The organism is Streptomyces sp. NPDC101234, assembly GCF_044767525.1.
GTDB classification, from domain to species: domain Bacteria; phylum Actinomycetota; class Actinomycetes; order Streptomycetales; family Streptomycetaceae; genus Streptomyces; species Streptomyces sasae.
In genome coordinates this window covers 66091-80229 of record NZ_JBIWOA010000013.1, presented here as the reverse complement: position 1 = coordinate 80229, position 14139 = coordinate 66091, and the positions used below count along the sequence as shown (strand labels likewise).

16 protein-coding genes and 2 pseudogenes are annotated in these 14139 nt (G+C 70.5%); 5 read left to right on the top strand and 13 right to left on the bottom strand.

Annotated elements, in window-relative coordinates; all coding sequences use genetic code 11:
• Window positions 1-15: 15 nt before the first annotated feature.
• On the bottom strand, window positions 16-1260 hold the full coding sequence (locus ACIRR9_RS24075; RefSeq protein WP_403755261.1) for a GNAT family N-acetyltransferase: 1245 nt from the start codon (window positions 1258-1260) through the stop codon (window positions 16-18).
• A 107-nt stretch (window positions 1261-1367) separates the two neighbouring features.
• Window positions 1368-1961 (bottom strand): aerial mycelium formation protein, encoded by a 594-nt coding sequence (locus tag ACIRR9_RS24070; protein WP_403755258.1) that lies wholly within the window; start codon window positions 1959-1961, stop codon window positions 1368-1370.
• A gap of 266 nt (window positions 1962-2227) precedes the next feature.
• On the opposite strand from ACIRR9_RS24070, the pseudogene ACIRR9_RS24065 reads away from it, so the two are divergent.
• Window positions 2228-2464 (top strand): annotated as a pseudogene (locus ACIRR9_RS24065) (ricin-type beta-trefoil lectin domain protein); the annotation flags it as partial.
• A 61-nt stretch (window positions 2465-2525) separates the two neighbouring features.
• Window positions 2526-2951 carry a D-aminoacyl-tRNA deacylase gene (gene dtd, locus ACIRR9_RS24060; RefSeq protein WP_403257222.1) on the top strand — a complete coding sequence of 142 codons (426 nt, stop codon included), beginning with the start codon at window positions 2526-2528 and terminating at the stop codon, window positions 2949-2951.
• Here the strand turns inward: dtd and ACIRR9_RS24055 are convergent.
• The 9 genes from ACIRR9_RS24055 to ACIRR9_RS24015 form a co-directional block, all read right to left on the bottom strand.
• Complete coding sequence (locus ACIRR9_RS24055; protein WP_403755255.1) at window positions 2929-4734, bottom strand: helix-turn-helix domain-containing protein; 1806 nt, start codon at window positions 4732-4734, stop codon at window positions 2929-2931. The two genes, dtd and ACIRR9_RS24055, sit on opposite strands and share 23 nt — an antisense overlap.
• 155 nt (window positions 4735-4889) lie before the next feature.
• Entirely contained in the window at window positions 4890-5855 is a 966-nt protein-coding gene (locus tag ACIRR9_RS24050; RefSeq protein WP_403755252.1) for a YgfZ/GcvT domain-containing protein, read from the bottom strand.
• 10 nt (window positions 5856-5865) lie between these two features.
• Window positions 5866-6327, bottom strand: a complete 462-nt coding sequence (locus ACIRR9_RS24045; RefSeq protein ID WP_384565442.1) for a Fur family transcriptional regulator — start codon at window positions 6325-6327, stop codon at window positions 5866-5868.
• 34 nt (window positions 6328-6361) lie between these two features.
• Window positions 6362-6937, bottom strand: coding sequence for an FABP family protein (locus ACIRR9_RS24040; RefSeq protein ID WP_365350820.1), 576 nt, complete (start codon window positions 6935-6937; stop codon window positions 6362-6364).
• A 221-nt stretch (window positions 6938-7158) separates the two neighbouring features.
• Window positions 7159-7977: a hypothetical protein gene (locus ACIRR9_RS24035; protein ID WP_403755719.1), complete on the bottom strand. Its 819-nt coding sequence runs from the start codon at window positions 7975-7977 to the stop codon at window positions 7159-7161.
• Window positions 7978-8369: 392 nt separating this feature from the next.
• Window positions 8370-9239: a hypothetical protein gene (locus ACIRR9_RS24030; RefSeq protein ID WP_403755248.1), complete on the bottom strand. Its 870-nt coding sequence runs from the start codon at window positions 9237-9239 to the stop codon at window positions 8370-8372.
• Complete coding sequence (locus ACIRR9_RS24025; RefSeq protein ID WP_403755245.1) at window positions 9236-9991, bottom strand: hypothetical protein; 756 nt, start codon at window positions 9989-9991, stop codon at window positions 9236-9238. Before ACIRR9_RS24025 ends, ACIRR9_RS24030 begins: the two co-directional genes overlap by 4 nt.
• A gap of 98 nt (window positions 9992-10089) precedes the next feature.
• Entirely contained in the window at window positions 10090-10449 is a 360-nt protein-coding gene (locus ACIRR9_RS24020) for a DoxX family protein (protein ID WP_403755242.1), read from the bottom strand.
• Window positions 10446-10934 carry a dimethylsulfonioproprionate lyase family protein gene (locus ACIRR9_RS24015; protein ID WP_403755239.1) on the bottom strand — a complete coding sequence of 163 codons (489 nt, stop codon included), beginning with the start codon at window positions 10932-10934 and terminating at the stop codon, window positions 10446-10448. The genes ACIRR9_RS24020 and ACIRR9_RS24015 overlap by 4 nt, the downstream gene beginning before the upstream one ends.
• An 80-nt stretch (window positions 10935-11014) precedes the next feature.
• Between ACIRR9_RS24015 and ACIRR9_RS24010 the strand changes: the two are divergent.
• A pseudogene (locus ACIRR9_RS24010) lies at window positions 11015-11863 on the top strand (LysR family transcriptional regulator); the annotation flags it as partial.
• Window positions 11864-11871: 8 nt separating this feature from the next.
• On the opposite strand, the gene ACIRR9_RS24005 reads toward ACIRR9_RS24010, so the two are convergent.
• Window positions 11872-12153 carry a DUF397 domain-containing protein gene (locus tag ACIRR9_RS24005; RefSeq protein ID WP_403755236.1) on the bottom strand — a complete coding sequence of 94 codons (282 nt, stop codon included), beginning with the start codon at window positions 12151-12153 and terminating at the stop codon, window positions 11872-11874.
• On the bottom strand, window positions 12135-12977 hold the full coding sequence (locus ACIRR9_RS24000) for a helix-turn-helix domain-containing protein (RefSeq protein WP_403755233.1): 843 nt from the start codon (window positions 12975-12977) through the stop codon (window positions 12135-12137). The genes ACIRR9_RS24005 and ACIRR9_RS24000 overlap by 19 nt, the downstream gene beginning before the upstream one ends.
• A 176-nt stretch (window positions 12978-13153) precedes the next feature.
• Between ACIRR9_RS24000 and ACIRR9_RS23995 the strand changes: the two genes are divergently transcribed.
• Window positions 13154-13525, top strand: a complete 372-nt coding sequence (locus tag ACIRR9_RS23995) for a hypothetical protein (protein ID WP_403755230.1) — start codon at window positions 13154-13156, stop codon at window positions 13523-13525.
• A 37-nt stretch (window positions 13526-13562) separates the two neighbouring features.
• On the top strand, window positions 13563-13925 hold the full coding sequence (locus ACIRR9_RS23990; protein WP_365350811.1) for a DsrE family protein: 363 nt from the start codon (window positions 13563-13565) through the stop codon (window positions 13923-13925).
• Window positions 13926-14139: the final 214 nt, after the last annotated feature.

The window sequence follows — 14139 nt, the reverse complement described above, 5'->3', positions numbered from 1 at the left end:
AGGAAGGAGACCGTCTCAGAAGATGTCCGGGCACCAAGGACGCCCGGACGCGCGCAGCAGGGCGTCGGCCTCCCGGGCGGCGCCCACTCGCTCTTCCTGGACCCGTCCGAGGGCGTGCAACCGCGCCACGGACTGGTCCCCGAGCCAGACGCTCGCCAACTCGGCGATGTCCAGGGTGAGTTCAGGGGTGTCGGTGGTCGGGGTGCAGGACGCGCCTTCGGGGGAGGCGTCCAGCCGGAACCGGCCGCCGGCCAGCCCCTGCCGGTCCACCACATCGAGCACCAGCGAACCCGCCCTGTCGTACGTCCGCGCCTCCAGGGCCCGTACGACGTCCAGGATCCGCACCCACAGCCAGTCCGCCTGGGTGGTGATCCGCGCGGCCCGCGGGTCGGGAAGGTGGTGCGGCAGCAGGTCGTCGGGCGACCGCCAGCCGCTCTTCACCTTGGTGATCCAGTCGATCGAGCACAGGTAGTGCCACAACGCGCGTTCCGCCGCCGGGGTCGCGGCCAGCAGCCAGCGCACGTCGGCGGTGTTGTGCGGCTGCTTGTCGTGCCAGTTGTCGTCCGAATCGTAGGACGCGATGCCCTCGACCTCGCCGGCCGCCGACCGGTACACCGCGAAGTACGGCTCGGTCCATGTGGAGTCGAAGCGGACCGCCCCCGTCCGCAGCTGCCACGACAGCTCGCTGAGGCTGACCGCGCCGGGCGTACCGCGGCGCACGCGCTCGTGCAGTTCGGGGCCGAGCTTGCGGATGTCCTCGCCGTCGACGAGGTCGATCCGGCCGCCGTCTCCTGGGCCCGACCAGCGGGGGTCCAGGCCGGTGCGCGAAACGTCGATCGCCCACTCGGTCAGCGTGGTCGCGGGGCCGAAGCCGTAGCGGCCGTAGATCCGGTACTCGGCTGCGATCAGGGTCGCGACGACGTCCCCGCGCTCCTTCGCCGCGGCGAGGTCCTGGCTCATCATGCGGGTGAGCAGGCCGCGGCGGCGGTGGGTCGGGGTGACGGTGACGTTCGAGACGGCGTCCGCGGGGAGGGTGGCGCCGCCCACCGCGGTCAGTTCCTGGGTGAAGGAGCGGAACGTCGCGACGCAGCGGGGGCCGTCGAAGGCGCCGAGGAGTCTGCCCGGGACGAACTGCCTTCGGCGGGCGTCGAGTTGGTCGGCTGTCAGCGTGGGGTGCCGGAGGAAGCCGGTCATCAGGGCTCGCTGCCAGTCTGCGAACTCGGGTTCGGTTATGGGGCGGACTTCGACGGCGTCGGTCATGACAGCACGGTATGTGTTTGATTCCGTGGTGCCGATCTATTTTTCGGGTGCCGGCCGGTGGGGGCTGGTCGCGCAGTTCCCCGCGCCCCTGAAGGGGCGCTCAAGCCTTACATCAGCAGATCGTCGACCTGGGCTTCGCCCTCCCGGTAGCGCCTCGCGATCTCTCCGCTGGAGTCGTCGGCCGTGCGTTGCAGGCGCTGCCTTCTGCCCGACACCTCCTGCTCGTAGCGCACCAGGCGGCCCATCGCCGTGTTCAGTTCGGTGTCCGTGCGGGCCTCCAGGTCGGACAGCTCCACCTCTGCCAGCATCTCGGCGGCCAGGCGGCCGTACTCCTCGTTGTGCGGGGTGCCCAGCGTGACATGGCGGGCCGAGGAGCGGTGGCGGGCCGGGGCGTCCGTGAGGATCTCCGGGAGGCGGTCCACTACGGAGGCCGCGCCCGCCGGGGAGCGGCGGGCCAGTTCCGCGCGCAGGATGTCGATACGGCCCTGGAGCAGCCGTCGTACGTAACTGAGGTCGGCCTCGTCGCGCTGGGCGTCCCGGCGCAGGACGCGCAGCTCCGGCAGGCTCAGGCGGGTCAGATCGTGCTCCGGGGGTTCCGCGGGCAGCGGGACGCCCTCGCCTCGCTGTGCGGGCGGCCGGGGCAGGCTCTGCGCGCTCTGCGTGCCCTGCACCTTCAGTCGCCCGGTACTCGGTGTGCTCATACGCCTCTACCGTCCCCTCGACCGGCGTGTGGAAGCATGGTGCCACCCCAAGTGGCCGCAATGTGACCGAGTGCCCCCGAACGGCCCTAGTTGGGATGTTAAGGATCAATAATGGGCCTCCTTTTCCAGTCCCCGCTCCCGCTGTGGTCTGCACCAAAAAAGGAAACAAATATTGACGCACTCGAACATGGTGCGTAGGTTCCGGGCCACTTCCAGCCTTGAAGGGACTTGTCGTGCACGGACCCTTATTCGGTCGCCGGAATGTCATGAACTCGCCAACCGCATGGATCTCCGTGGTCGACGTGGCCTCCGACGACAGGGGCACCAACGGCGCCGCCGTACAGCTGTGGGACTGCAACGGGGTCGGGGGCCAGAAATGGGTCCAGCAGACCGACGGCTCCCTCCTCAACCCCCAGTCCGGACGCTGCCTCGACTCCCCCAGCGGCGCCACCGTCAACGGCACCCGCCTCCAGATCTGGGACTGCAACGGCGCCACCACACAGAAGTTCGGCCTGAGCTGTGCCCGTTCCGTACCGGGGATCCGCACCGGGCATGATGGTGCGCATGCGAGCGGTGGTACAGCGGGTGGACGGCGCCAGTGTCGTCGTGGACGGCGAGACGGTGGGCGCGATCGAGGGCGAGGGGCTGTGTGTCCTGGTCGGCGTGACCCATGCGGACACCAAGGAGAAGGCCGCCCAACTCGCCAGGAAACTCTGGTCGATCCGCATGCTGGCGGACGAGAAGTCGTGCAGTGACATCGACGCGCCCCTGCTCGTCATCAGCCAGTTCACGCTGTACGGCGACGCGCGCAAGGGGCGGCGGCCGACCTGGAACGCGGCGGCCCCCGGCGAGGTGGCCGAGCCGCTGGTGGAGGAGGTCGTGGCGCAGCTGCGGTCACTGGGGGCGACCGTGGCGACCGGGAGGTTCGGGGCGCAGATGCGGGTGTCCCTGACGAACGACGGGCCGTTCACCGTCCTGCTGGAGATGTGAGCAGCTCACGGCAGTCCCGGGCCAGGGCCGCCATGCCGAGTTCCTCCGCGATGCCGAGCGCGGTCCTGGCCAGGTCCTGCGCGGCGGGCGAGCCGGTACGCAGCCGGACACGGGCCTCGTCGAGGCGGAGCCGGGCCATCTGCGCCGGGTAGCGCTGGACCAGGCGTCCGGCACGGGCGAGGTGCGCGAGCGCGGTGTCCGGTTCGCCGGCGGCGAGGGCGAGCAGTCCGCTGAAGCGGGCGGCGGGGCCGAGCAGCACGGTGGGCCAGCCGGCCAGCACCAGTTCGTCGCCGTGCGGGTCGAGAAGGGCGCGCAGCGGTGGGAGGTACGCCGAGATCTCCGCACGGCGGTCCGTGCGCTCCGTCAGGTCGGCGCAGACCTGGGCGAGGATCGCCGCGGTGGGCAGCGCCCAGCCGCTCGGCGGGAAGCGGGTGAACCCGTCGGCGTCGGCGGCGAACGCCCGTACCTGGTCCACGGCCTGTTCGTACCGTCCGGTCTCGCACAGGGCCAGCGCCAGGCCCGCCCGCCACACCGGGAAGTAGCCCCGGCGCTGGACGCCCGCCATGCGCGGGGAGGCGAACAGCTCGGCCAGGCGGCCCTGTTCGTGGCGCAGCCAGTACTCCTGGCCGAGCACGGTCTGGCTGAGGGTGTCGGCGGGCATGGAGAGCCCGGACTCCATCGCCCCCGCCACCCTCCCGGCCTCCCCGAGGATCCAGCCCTCGGCGGCGCCGAACTCCCCGCGCCACAGACTCATCAGGGCGTCCAGCGTGCCCTGTTGCCAGTGCGCGAGCCGGCTGCGGTGCCGGGCGGCGAACTCCCGGTGGAGGCTGACGGTCGCCTCGGCGGCGGGCACCCGGCCGGTGCGCAGCTGGTCGATGGCGAGGGCCACCAGCGCCTCGCCCTGGAAGTAGGCGGAGTGGGACCGTACGGCGAGGTCGCGGAGTTCGGTGGAGAGGACGAGCAGTTCACGGGCCGGTGCGAAGTCGTACAGGGCCCAGCGGCTCTCGGTCAGCACCTCGCAGCGGGTCTCGTCCCCGATCTGCCCGGCTGACCGGCGGCCACGCTCGCGTAGCTCCGCCAGCGCCTGGCGGGCCAGCCGGGCACCAGTGCGGGGTTCGGCGCCGGTGACCGCGGTGTCGTCGCCGATGGCCATGGCGATCTTCTTGGCCCGGTGGACGGTGAGCCGCAGCCGCAGTTCGACGGCGGGCGGATCCTCGCGGTCCGCCAGCGCGGCCAGGCAGGCGTCGATACGGAAGAGCAGGTCGCGGTCGACCTGCCCGGGGTCCGACCAGCGGCGGGCGGAGCGGACCACGGCGTAGGAGCGGGCCAGTTCGTCCTCGCCCGCGGTCTCGTAGGCCGCCTGGTAGTGCCGGCCCGCCTCGTACATCTCGCCGAGCAGATGGCGGGTGTCGCCGCGCCGGATGTGCTGGTCGAACTCGGCGCCGTAGCCGCTCGGCCCGGCGGACGGGGACGGGATCAGGTCGGGGTGCGGGCGTCGCGGGACCACACGCCCGGACCGGCCGGCCTCATCACGCCCCTCACGCCCCTCGTGCGCCTCCTGCTTCTCGGGCCCGGCCGGGAGCAGGGCGAGCAGGGCGCCGTCGGCCCGCAGCGCGGCGTCACAGCGCTCGGCGAGAAGCCGGCCGGGCGGCCGCAGCCCGTTCTCGACCCGGCTGAGGTAGCTCTTGCTGTAGTGCACCCGTTCCGCCAGTTCGGCGAGGGAGAGTTTCGCGGCCTCCCGGCGCACCCGCAGCGCCTCGGCGAACTCCTCCTGCGGTGTCACTGCTCCTCCCCCAGGGGCACGCCGCTCGATGAGGCCGGACACGTGCACGCCGTGTCCCAAAGGTCGCTGCCCGTTGCCAATTATGGATTGGCAACGGCAACTCGCGCAGCGTGCTTGCCGGATCCGACGGCCTCCGACAGACCTGCGGACAACGCCTAGGGCTCGACGATCGCTTCCTGGGCCGCCGCCGTCTCCCCCGCCATCAGCCGGGCGTCGACGGGTACGTTGCGCTTCACCAACGCCAGGGCGACCGGCCCCAGTTCGAAGTGCCGTACCGACGTCGTGACGAAGCCGATCTGCCGGCCGTCCTCGCCCTCGTCGGCCACCCGGATCTCCGTGCCGTGCGGCGGCAGGTGCACCTCGCTGCCGTCGAGGTGGAGGAAGACCAGGCGGCGCGGCGGCTTGCCGAGGTTCTGCACCCGGGCCACGGTCTCCTGGCCCCGGTAGCAGCCCTTCTGCAGATGCACGGCGGTGCCGATCCAGCCCAGCTCGTGCGGGATGGTGCGGTGGTCTGTCTCGAAGCCGAGGCGGGGCCGGTGCTGCTCGACGCGCAGCGCCTCGTACGCCAGGAGCCCGGCCGCCGGGCCCGCCTTCTCGGCGTACGCCTCCAGGTCGGCCCGGGGCAGGAAGAGATCACGGCCGTGCGCCGTCTCGCGTACGACGACGCCGTCCGGGACCTCGGCGATCGAACCGGCCGGCAGGTGGACGACCGCGAAGTCGGCGGTCCGGTCGGCGGCCTCCACCCGGTAGAAGAACTTCATCGACTCCAGGTAGGCGAGCAGCGCCTCCTGGGTGCCGGGCTCGACATGGGCCCAGACCGTGGTGCCGTCGTCGACCAGGTACAGGGCGTGCTCGATATGGCCGTGCGCGGAGAGGATCAGCGCCTCGGTGGCCTCGCCGACGGGCAACTCGCTGACGTGCTGGGTGAGCAGGAGGTGCAGCCAGCTGAGACGGTCCTCGCCGGTGACGGCGACGACGCCCCGGTGGGACAGGTCGACGAAACCGGCGCCGCCGGCCAGGGCACGCTGCTCGCGGAACAGATCGCCGTAGTGCGCGGCGACGCCTTCGTCCACGCCCTCGGCGGGGACGGCACCGGGCAGGGACAGCAGAGGGCTCTTCATATACATAAGCCTACGACTCGGTAATTGAAGTCTGGACAGTTGCCGCCGCGGCTCTCTTCGGCGCGCAGTCCTTGCAACGCCCGAAGATCGCGAAGTGTTTCATGTCCGTCTCGAAGCCGAACTCCCGCCGCAGCTTGGCGGTGAACTCCGCGGCCACCGCCACATCCGCCTCGATCACGTTCTCGCAGTCGCGGCAGACCAGGTGGATGTGATGGTGCCGGTCGGCGAGATGGTACGTCGGCGCCCCGTGCCCCAGATGGGCGTGGCTGACCAGCCCCAGCTCCTCCAGGAGCTCCAGGGTCCGGTAGACCGTCGAGATATTGACCCCCGACGCCGTCTTCCGCACTTCGCCGAGGATGTCGTCGGGGGTCGCGTGCTCAAGGGTGTCCACGGCTTCGAGCACGAGTTGCCGCTGCGGCGTCAGCCGGTAGCCGCGCTGCCTGAGGTCGCTCTTCCAGTCGGTGCTCACCACACCGAAAGTCTAGAACCACTTCCAAAGTTAGGAACTACTTGAAGAACGCGATGCCGTCGTCCGGCATGTCGTCGGGAAGGGCCTTGGCCCAGCGCTCGACGTCCTCCGGGGTGACGACCTTCTTCAGGTGCGCCGACATGTAGGGACGCAGCTCGACCTCGGGGGTCTGCTTCTCGCCCACCCACATCAGGTCGCTCTTGACGTACCCGTACAGCCGCTTGCCGCCGGTGTACGGCGCGGAGGCTGCCGTCCTGGCCACGGCGTCCGTGACCAGGTCGATCTGCGGCTTCTTGTCGGCCATCTCGCCGTACCAGATCTCGATCACGCCGTCGTCGCGGACCATCGTGACCTCGACCTTGCGGGCGGCGTCGATGCGCCAGAAGCCGTGCTCGGTCTCCAGCGGGCGGACCTTGTTGCCGTCGTTGTCCAGCACCCAGGTCTGGGAGTGGTACTCCAGGAAGTCCCGGCCGTCGTGGCCGAAGGTGACCTCCTGGCCGAAGTTGCACTTCTCCGAGCCCGGGAAGTCGTGGACGCCCGCGCCGGCCCAGCTGCCGAGCAGGAAGGCGAGCGGAACCAGGTCCTTGTGCAGGTCGGACGGAATCTCGATCATGGCGGCGGTTTCCTAGACGGGTCTACTGGACGATGCGGTTCAGCGCTGGCCCTGGTACAGCTTCTTCACGGTGAGCCCGGCGAACGCGATGACGCCGACGCAGACCAGGACCAGCAGGGTTTCGAAGAAGGCTTCCACGGGTGCTCCTTGAGCGAGGGTGGGCGTACGTACAAGAGCCGGGCCCCAGCTTACGCGGCCGGGGCCCGTGGCTCTTGGCGAGGTCAGCTCAGCAGTTCGCTCTGCAGGGTCACCGTCTGCTGGAAGGGGACGGCGAGTGCCTCGCCCTTGCGGGACTGGATGACCACGCCGACGGTGTCGCCGGTGGCCAGATAGGCCTGCCGGGCCTGCGCGGCGCCGTACGGCTGGAGCTCCCGGTACGGCGCGAGCAGGACGTCGTCCATCCGGGCCTGGTCGGGGTAGTGCCCGTCGAGCTCGTACGAGTCGCCGTCGCGCAGTGCGTAGGTCGGCATCGCCTGGTTCATGAGCTGCTTGTTGAGCATGTCGTCGGCGACGGCGGCCGTACCGAACTGGAGGAGATAGATCCGGGTGCGGGTGCCGTCGGGCGTGGTCCAGCCGCGGGCCGCGATGTGCCGCAGGCCGTTGTCGACGAGCTTCTGGCCCAGTTCCTCGCGGTCGTGCGCGGTGGCGAACTCGGCGAGGAAGGTCTTGGTCGGCAGCCAGCCGTCCGTCCCCTTGAGGGACGCGTCGACGGTGGCGCCCTTCGGAGCCGGGAGGACGAGTCTGCGCAGGTCGGCGTAGTGGGTGCCGGCCGGGTTGCGGGTGTCGTCGTTCGGGCCCGGGCTGCCGGAGGGCAGCGGGGGCTTCACGAGGATCGGGTAGTCCCAGCGGCCGTCGGAGTGGGTGGCGAGGCCGGGTACGTCGGTGCGGTCGAGCCGCGTGATGCCGTAGGCCGTCCCGGACCCGACGACGGCGAAGACGGCAACGGCGGAAACCCACCGCAGGGCGCCGCGCAGCAGACGCCGGCCCTTCACCGGGGCCTGAGGCGCGACCTCGGGAAACTGGACCGCGGCGTCCAGCATCTGCGGCCCGGCCTCGGAGAACTGGGGCTCGGCGTCCAACATCTGCGGCCCGGCCTCGGAGAACTGGGGCTCGGCGTCCAACATCTGCGGCCCGACCTCGGAGAACTGGGGCTCGGCGTCCAGCATCTGCGGCCCGGCCTCGGGGAGCTGGGGCTCGGCCCCAGGGGCCTGCGATTCACCCTCCGGCGTCTGCGGGCCGGTCCCGGAGGCCTGGGGCGCAGCCTCGGGGGTCAGCGACTCGACCTCCGGCGTCCGGGGCGCGACCTCGGGGGCCTGCGATTCACCCTCCGGCGTCTGCGGGCCGGTCCCGGAGGCCTGGGGCGCAGCCTCCGGCGTCTGCGGCCCGCCCTCCGGGGGCCCGTCGGTGGTCTTCGGCTGGTTCACGTCCATGGTCATACGGCCGCCCCCGGGTCCTTGATGCGGTCGAGCTGGGCTCGGAGCATGTCCGCCGCGCTCTTCTTGTCCAGCGGCTTGGCCGCGATGGCCGTGCCAGTGACCAGCACGTCGCCCACATAGCCGGTGCAGATCATCGTGTCGAGCTTCTCGGCCGAGTCGGCCACCGGCAGGAAGCAGGCGGTCGAGTCCTTGTAGCCCTCGATCTCCGGCCCCTTCCGGAGCACCTTCAGCGCGCCCAGGAGCTGCCTCTGGGCCGCCGCGACGGAACGGACCGTCCGCTGGTTCTCCATCTGCGCCAGCTCGATCTGCATCGTGTACTCGGCGCCGGGCGACACGGCCGTGTTCACGTAGCTGCGCATGGCCACGCCCCTGACCGGGTTCCTGTCGATCTGCCGCTCCAGCTCCCGCCGCTGCGAGCGCGGCAGGTCCTTGAGCGACTCCTTCTGCAGCGCGGCGGCCTGGGCGCCGGACAGCTCCGCGTCCGACCCGAACTGGGCCATGTCCGGGCCCCGCCCGTACGTGTCCTTGCCGTACGGCAGCAGCATTCCCCGAAGGCCGGTGGCCTTGTCCGTCTTCGTGCCCGCGGCGGCCTCGGGCAGCCGCCACGTGGCCGCACCGGCGTCGCGGTCCGCGCCGCGGACGGTGACGACGGTCCAGGCGGCCCCGGCCACGACGGCGACGAGTGCGACACCGGTGGCGACGACGGTGGCGATACGACGGCGGTCACGCGGCTTCTTGACGACCGGCTCGGAGACGACCGGCTCAGAGACGACCGGCTCAGAGGAGACGGGAGCTTCGGAGACGGACAGCTCGGAGGCGGGCAGCTCAACCACGGCCGGCTCGGGGTTCTCGGGGTTCTCGCTCACAGCCGCTCCATCTGCCGCGTCGCCAGACCCAGCACCTTCGTCTTCGGGATCGGCTTCGTGTCGTAGACCCAGATGTCCATGGCGATGTCCCCGCGCCACGCGTGCGCCTCCGCCGAGTACAGGCTCACGTCGTAGGAGGTGTCCGGCCGCTCGTGGACGTAGGCCATGCCGTCACCCGTACCGGGTATCGGCCAGCTCCGGGTGTCGTGGCCGTCCGCCGACCGGGCGTCGTACTCGTAACCCGCCGCCTCGGAGGCCTCGCCGCCCGACTCGTCCTGGCGGTACTGGGTCAACTCGATCTCGACGCTGTACGTGCTGCCCTCACGCCAGTCGGTGACGGCCGTCCGGCGGAACTCGTCGCCCGCGACCAGGCTGCGGAAGGCGCCGACCGGGTTCTGGTACGTCTCCGCGTACTCGACCACGTTCATCCACCCGTCGTCGCCCACTTGCACCGGCTCCTTGCGCGCCCCACTCGGCTTCTCCAGCAGCAGCTTGCGCAGATCGCCGTCGACCTTGACCTGCCGGTCCTGCGCGGCGGACAGCGGCTCGGGACCGGCGCCCTTCGCCTGCGCGATCGACGACTGGGAGAGCGACGGCAGGGCGGTGGGCTCGCGGTCGGCCTGGACGAGGTAGCCGACGCAGGTGCCCGCGACGACGCCGAGCACGGCGGCGGTGGCGATCAGTGCGGCGGTACGGCCACTCTTCCGTCTTCCAGGTGGTGTTTCAGGTGGTGGTGCTTCCGGTGAGTCCAATTCGTCCCCCTGTTGGCAACGGGAGCGTGGATTCCTTGATCCACGCTCCACAGGAGACTCATGGTCAACTCAGTGAGTTGTACAGGGATTAATTACAATCAGGACACCGCCGCGAGCCCGCCGACCATCGCCGCCGTGAGCAACAGCACTGTATTGAGGGCGACTTGTCGGTCTCCCATCCTCACATGGACTCCGATCGCGCCCACTTGAAGAACGGTGAAGCCGACCGCGGCGACCGGGACCAGCCAGGGCGCGATGCCGGTCAGCCGTGGCAGCACCAGGCCGATCGCGCCCAGCACCTCGACACCCCCGATCGCGCGCACGGCCGCCATCCGCATGCCGTCCACCCACGCCATCATCGGTCGCAACCGCTCCCGGCTCCGTACGGCCTTCATCCCGCCCGCGTAGAGGTAGAAGAGGGCGAGCAGGCCGGCCACGATCCAGTAGGCGACGCTCATGAGGTGGCGAGTTCGGTGCCGTACCGGCTCATCACCTCGGTGTGGGCCTGCGGGGTCGGTGCCGTGCCGGTCGCGAACATGCCCCGCAGGTCGCGGAAGTACTGCACATACAGGTCGGGCGTGAACGTGCTGAGCATGACGGCCGGTTCGTCGGTGACGTTGGCGAAGGCGTGCGGGACGCCGGGCGGGACCATGACGAGCGTCCCGGCCGTGGCGTCGTACTCCTCCTCCCCGACCGTGAAACGCACCGAGCCGGAGATGACGTAGAAGCCCTCGTCGTGCCGGGCGTGCCGGTGCTGCGGCGGGCCGGGGGTGTGCGGTGCGAGCACGGACTCGGCGAGGCCGAGGCGGTGGCCGGTGGTACGGCCGTCCTCCAGGACGCGCATCCGGGTGGTGCCGAGCATCAGCACCTCACCGCCGTCGGGCCCGACGACGGATACAGCGGGCGTGTTGCCGTTGCCATGGTCGTGGTCGTGAATCGTCATGCTTCGATTCGACGGCCGGGGCGGTACGGCTGTCCAAGACCTGTTCCGCCCTCTCCATACCCGATCGGTATCGTTGCTGTATGGAGCTACGCACGCTGCGCTATTTCGTGGCGGTCGCCGAGGAACTCCACTTCGGCCGGGCCGCCGCGCGACTCCATATGAGCCAGCCTCCGCTGAGCCGGGCGATCAAGGGCCTGGAGGCCGAGATCGGGGCCGCCCTCTTCGAACGGTCGTCGGCCGGCGTCGCACTCACCCCGGTGGGAGCGGTATTGCTGGACGAGGCCCGCGCACTCCTCGACCAGGCCGACAGGCTGCGCGTACGCGTCGCCGGGGCGGCCGGCACCGCTGTTCTGACGGTCGGCCTCCTGGGCGACAGCACGGATCCGGGCGTAAGGCGACTGGCACACGCGTACCGCGAACGCCACCCGGGCGTGGAGATCCGCATCCGCGAGACCGACCTGACGGACCCCACGTGCGGCGTGCACGCCGGGCTCGTCGACATCGCCCTCACCCGCACGCCGTTCGACGAAACCGGGCTGGTGGTACGGGAGTTGCGGGCCGACCCGATGGGGGCGCTGCTGCGCGCCGACGACCCGCTGGCCCGCCGGGAGAGCCTGAAGCTGGCCGACCTCGCCGGCCGGCGGTGGTTCCGGTTCCCCGCGGGCACGGATCGCCTCTGGCAGTCGTACTGGAACGGCGGGGAGGAGCGGGAGGGGCCGGTGGTGCGCGCGGTCCAGGAATGCCGGCAGATGGTGCTCTGGAACGGCACGGTCGGCATGACCCTGGCCGACCATGACCCGGGGGACGGTCTCACGGTGGTGCCGGTCGATGACATGCCACCGAGCCGGGTGGTGCTGGCATGGAAGGAGAAGGAGGCGGACGGGAATCCGCTGCTGCGGTCGTTCGTGCGGGTGGCGACGGAGGCGTACGGGGCGGCTCAGACGCCGTCCGCCTTGACCGCCGCGACGAACGCGGACCAGGAGGAGGCGCCGAAGAGGAGGTTCCCGCGGGCGGGGGCCTTGCTGTCGCGGACGGGGACGAGGGAGGGGATGCCGGGGGCGACTTCGAGGCACTGGCCGCCGTCGGAGTTGCTATAGCTGCTCTTGCGCCAGGAGGCGGAGGCCAGGAGATCGTCGGAGACCTCGACACAGTCGCCGCCGCTCGTGTTGCTGTAGCTGCTCTTGCGCCACGTCACGCCACTCAGGTCGACGACTCGCACGGCACTTCCTCCAACATCCGCAGGATGAACTTGCGCGATTCGGCCGGTGGCAGCGCCAGGTCGCGCATCGCATCGTACCTACGCAGTAGCAGCTCAACTGAGGCGTTTTCTTCGACCAGTTCACCACGTAAATCGTTCTCGGTGTAGGCGACCGTCCGGCCATCCGGCAACCGCAGGAACTTCACGGAGGTGTTCATCAGGCCGTGAGGTCCGGCACTGAACGGCAGCACTTGGAGCGTGATGTTCGGGCGCTCGGCGGCTTCCACCAAGTGCTCCAGCTGCTCCCGCCAAGCCACCGGATCGCGCAACGACGTACGCAGTACAGCCTCGGAGAGGATGACGCGGAACATGGGCGAGTCATCGCCCTCCAGCAATTGGCGACGCCCGACGCGTGCCTCCACCTGCTGCTCCAATTCGGCGCCGTCGATCCAGCCCACTGCGAGCGCCTCACGGGCGTACCCGGCCGTCTGAAGCAGACCCGGCGGTGAGCTCGCGGCGTAGTGCCACAAGCTCACCGCCTCCGCTTCCAACCTCATGTACCGCCGATACTGCTCCTTGAACTGCGACGGATCCCCAACCGCCAGCTCCCAGAGCGCCAGCAACAGCCCCGGCGTCCCATAGAACTGGTCCAGCGCCTCCACGATCTCCGGGCTGCCCAGGCTCCGCCCGCTCTCCATCTTCCCGAAGTTGGACGCGTCCCAGCCCAGCTCCTCGGCCAGTCCTTTTAAGCTCACCCCCCGCTCCGCCCTCAGCAACCGCAGCTCCTCCGCGAACCGCTGCCTCGGCTCCTGACTACGCCCCGTCACCACGCGCCTCTGCGGCACCGCGCCCCTCCCTGATTCCCTGTGGAATGTGTGGAATTAGCGCTGCCAATGGCGGAAGAACCGCTCGTCATCGGCGTGCCTACCCCGCCCCCGGGCCATCCTCGTAGCAGCCTCGACACGCAGAGTAGTCCAACTCTCGCATTTCGTATAGATGTTGGACGAAAGGAGCGAATGCCATGGAGCCCGGAACCCTGCTCTACGACACCGCCACCGAACAGGTCGGCGAGTACCAGGACCAGTCGGGGCCGTACGCGATACTGCGCCCCGTCGGCGGCGGCAGGGAGTGGCAGGCCGACCCGGCGACGCTACGCCCCGCTACCGACAGAGAGCGGATCAGCGCGGGTGTACGCGCGGCGAACGACCGTACGTGGGCCGTGCCGCCGGACCCGGAGGACCTCAGCCGCCCGCCCCGGCCCGTCCCCGGCTGTGTCGAGTGCGGCGATCTGGACGGCCGCCGGGAGACCGCCCGCGCCGGCCACGACCACAGCGCGGCCACCGACGCGAACGTGTTGCTGCGCCAGCACCAGCGCGCGGCGCACCTGCCGTGAACCGCCGCGCCTCCGACGGTCGGATTACGCTGCTCGCATGGCTAAGAAGCTCGTGATCAAGGTGACGGCGGGCGTGGACGCCCCGGAGCGGTGCTCGCAGGCGTTCACGGTGGCGGCGGTGGCCGTGGCCAGTGGCGTCGAGGTGTCGATGTGGCTGACCGGCGAGTCCGCGTGGTTCGCGTTGCCGGGGCGGGCCGCCGAGTTCGAGCTGCCGCATGCCGCCCCGCTGCCCGACCTGGTCGACTCGATCCTGGCCGGCGGCACGCTCACGCTGTGCACACAGTGCGCGGCCCGCCGGGACATCACGGAGAAGGACGTCATCGAGGGCGTCCGGATCGCGGGTGCGCAGGTGTTCGTACAGGAGGCGATGGCGGACGGGACGCAGGCGCTCGTGTACTAGACCGCGAGCAGCGTGTCCGGTGGGGTTCACGGCCTGTGCCCCACCGTCGGCACGTACATCGACGGATGTACGTCGTTCAGCCCGCGGATGCAGACGCGGGCGTCGGAACGTCGCTCCACGGGCTGTCGATTCGGGTGGGCCCCGGTTCTAGCGTGATGCAGGTCCGGTCGCGAACGGACGCCCCCGACGACTTCCGTCTAGTTCCGACGAGGAC

Excerpts from the sequence above, each read along its gene's own strand:
- ACIRR9_RS24070 (WP_403755258.1), bottom strand. The coding sequence starts at position 1,961 with ATGAGCACACCGAGTACCGGGCGACTGAAGGTGCAGGGCACGCAGAGC.
- ACIRR9_RS24015 (WP_403755239.1), bottom strand. The coding sequence starts at position 10,934 with ATGACGATTCACGACCACGACCATGGCAACGGCAACACGCCCGCTGTA.
- ACIRR9_RS23995 (WP_403755230.1), top strand. The coding sequence starts at position 13,154 with ATGGAGCCCGGAACCCTGCTCTACGACACCGCCACCGAACAGGTCGGC.
- ACIRR9_RS23990 (WP_365350811.1), top strand. The coding sequence starts at position 13,563 with ATGGCTAAGAAGCTCGTGATCAAGGTGACGGCGGGCGTGGACGCCCCG.
- dtd (WP_403257222.1), top strand. The coding sequence starts at position 2,526 with ATGCGAGCGGTGGTACAGCGGGTGGACGGCGCCAGTGTCGTCGTGGAC.
- ACIRR9_RS24050 (WP_403755252.1), bottom strand. The coding sequence starts at position 5,855 with ATGAAGAGCCCTCTGCTGTCCCTGCCCGGTGCCGTCCCCGCCGAGGGC.
- ACIRR9_RS24075 (WP_403755261.1), bottom strand. The coding sequence starts at position 1,260 with ATGACCGACGCCGTCGAAGTCCGCCCCATAACCGAACCCGAGTTCGCA.
- ACIRR9_RS24020 (WP_403755242.1), bottom strand. The coding sequence starts at position 10,449 with ATGAGCGTCGCCTACTGGATCGTGGCCGGCCTGCTCGCCCTCTTCTAC.
- ACIRR9_RS24035 (WP_403755719.1), bottom strand. The coding sequence starts at position 7,977 with ATGCTGGACGCCGCGGTCCAGTTTCCCGAGGTCGCGCCTCAGGCCCCG.
- ACIRR9_RS24040 (WP_365350820.1), bottom strand. The coding sequence starts at position 6,937 with ATGATCGAGATTCCGTCCGACCTGCACAAGGACCTGGTTCCGCTCGCC.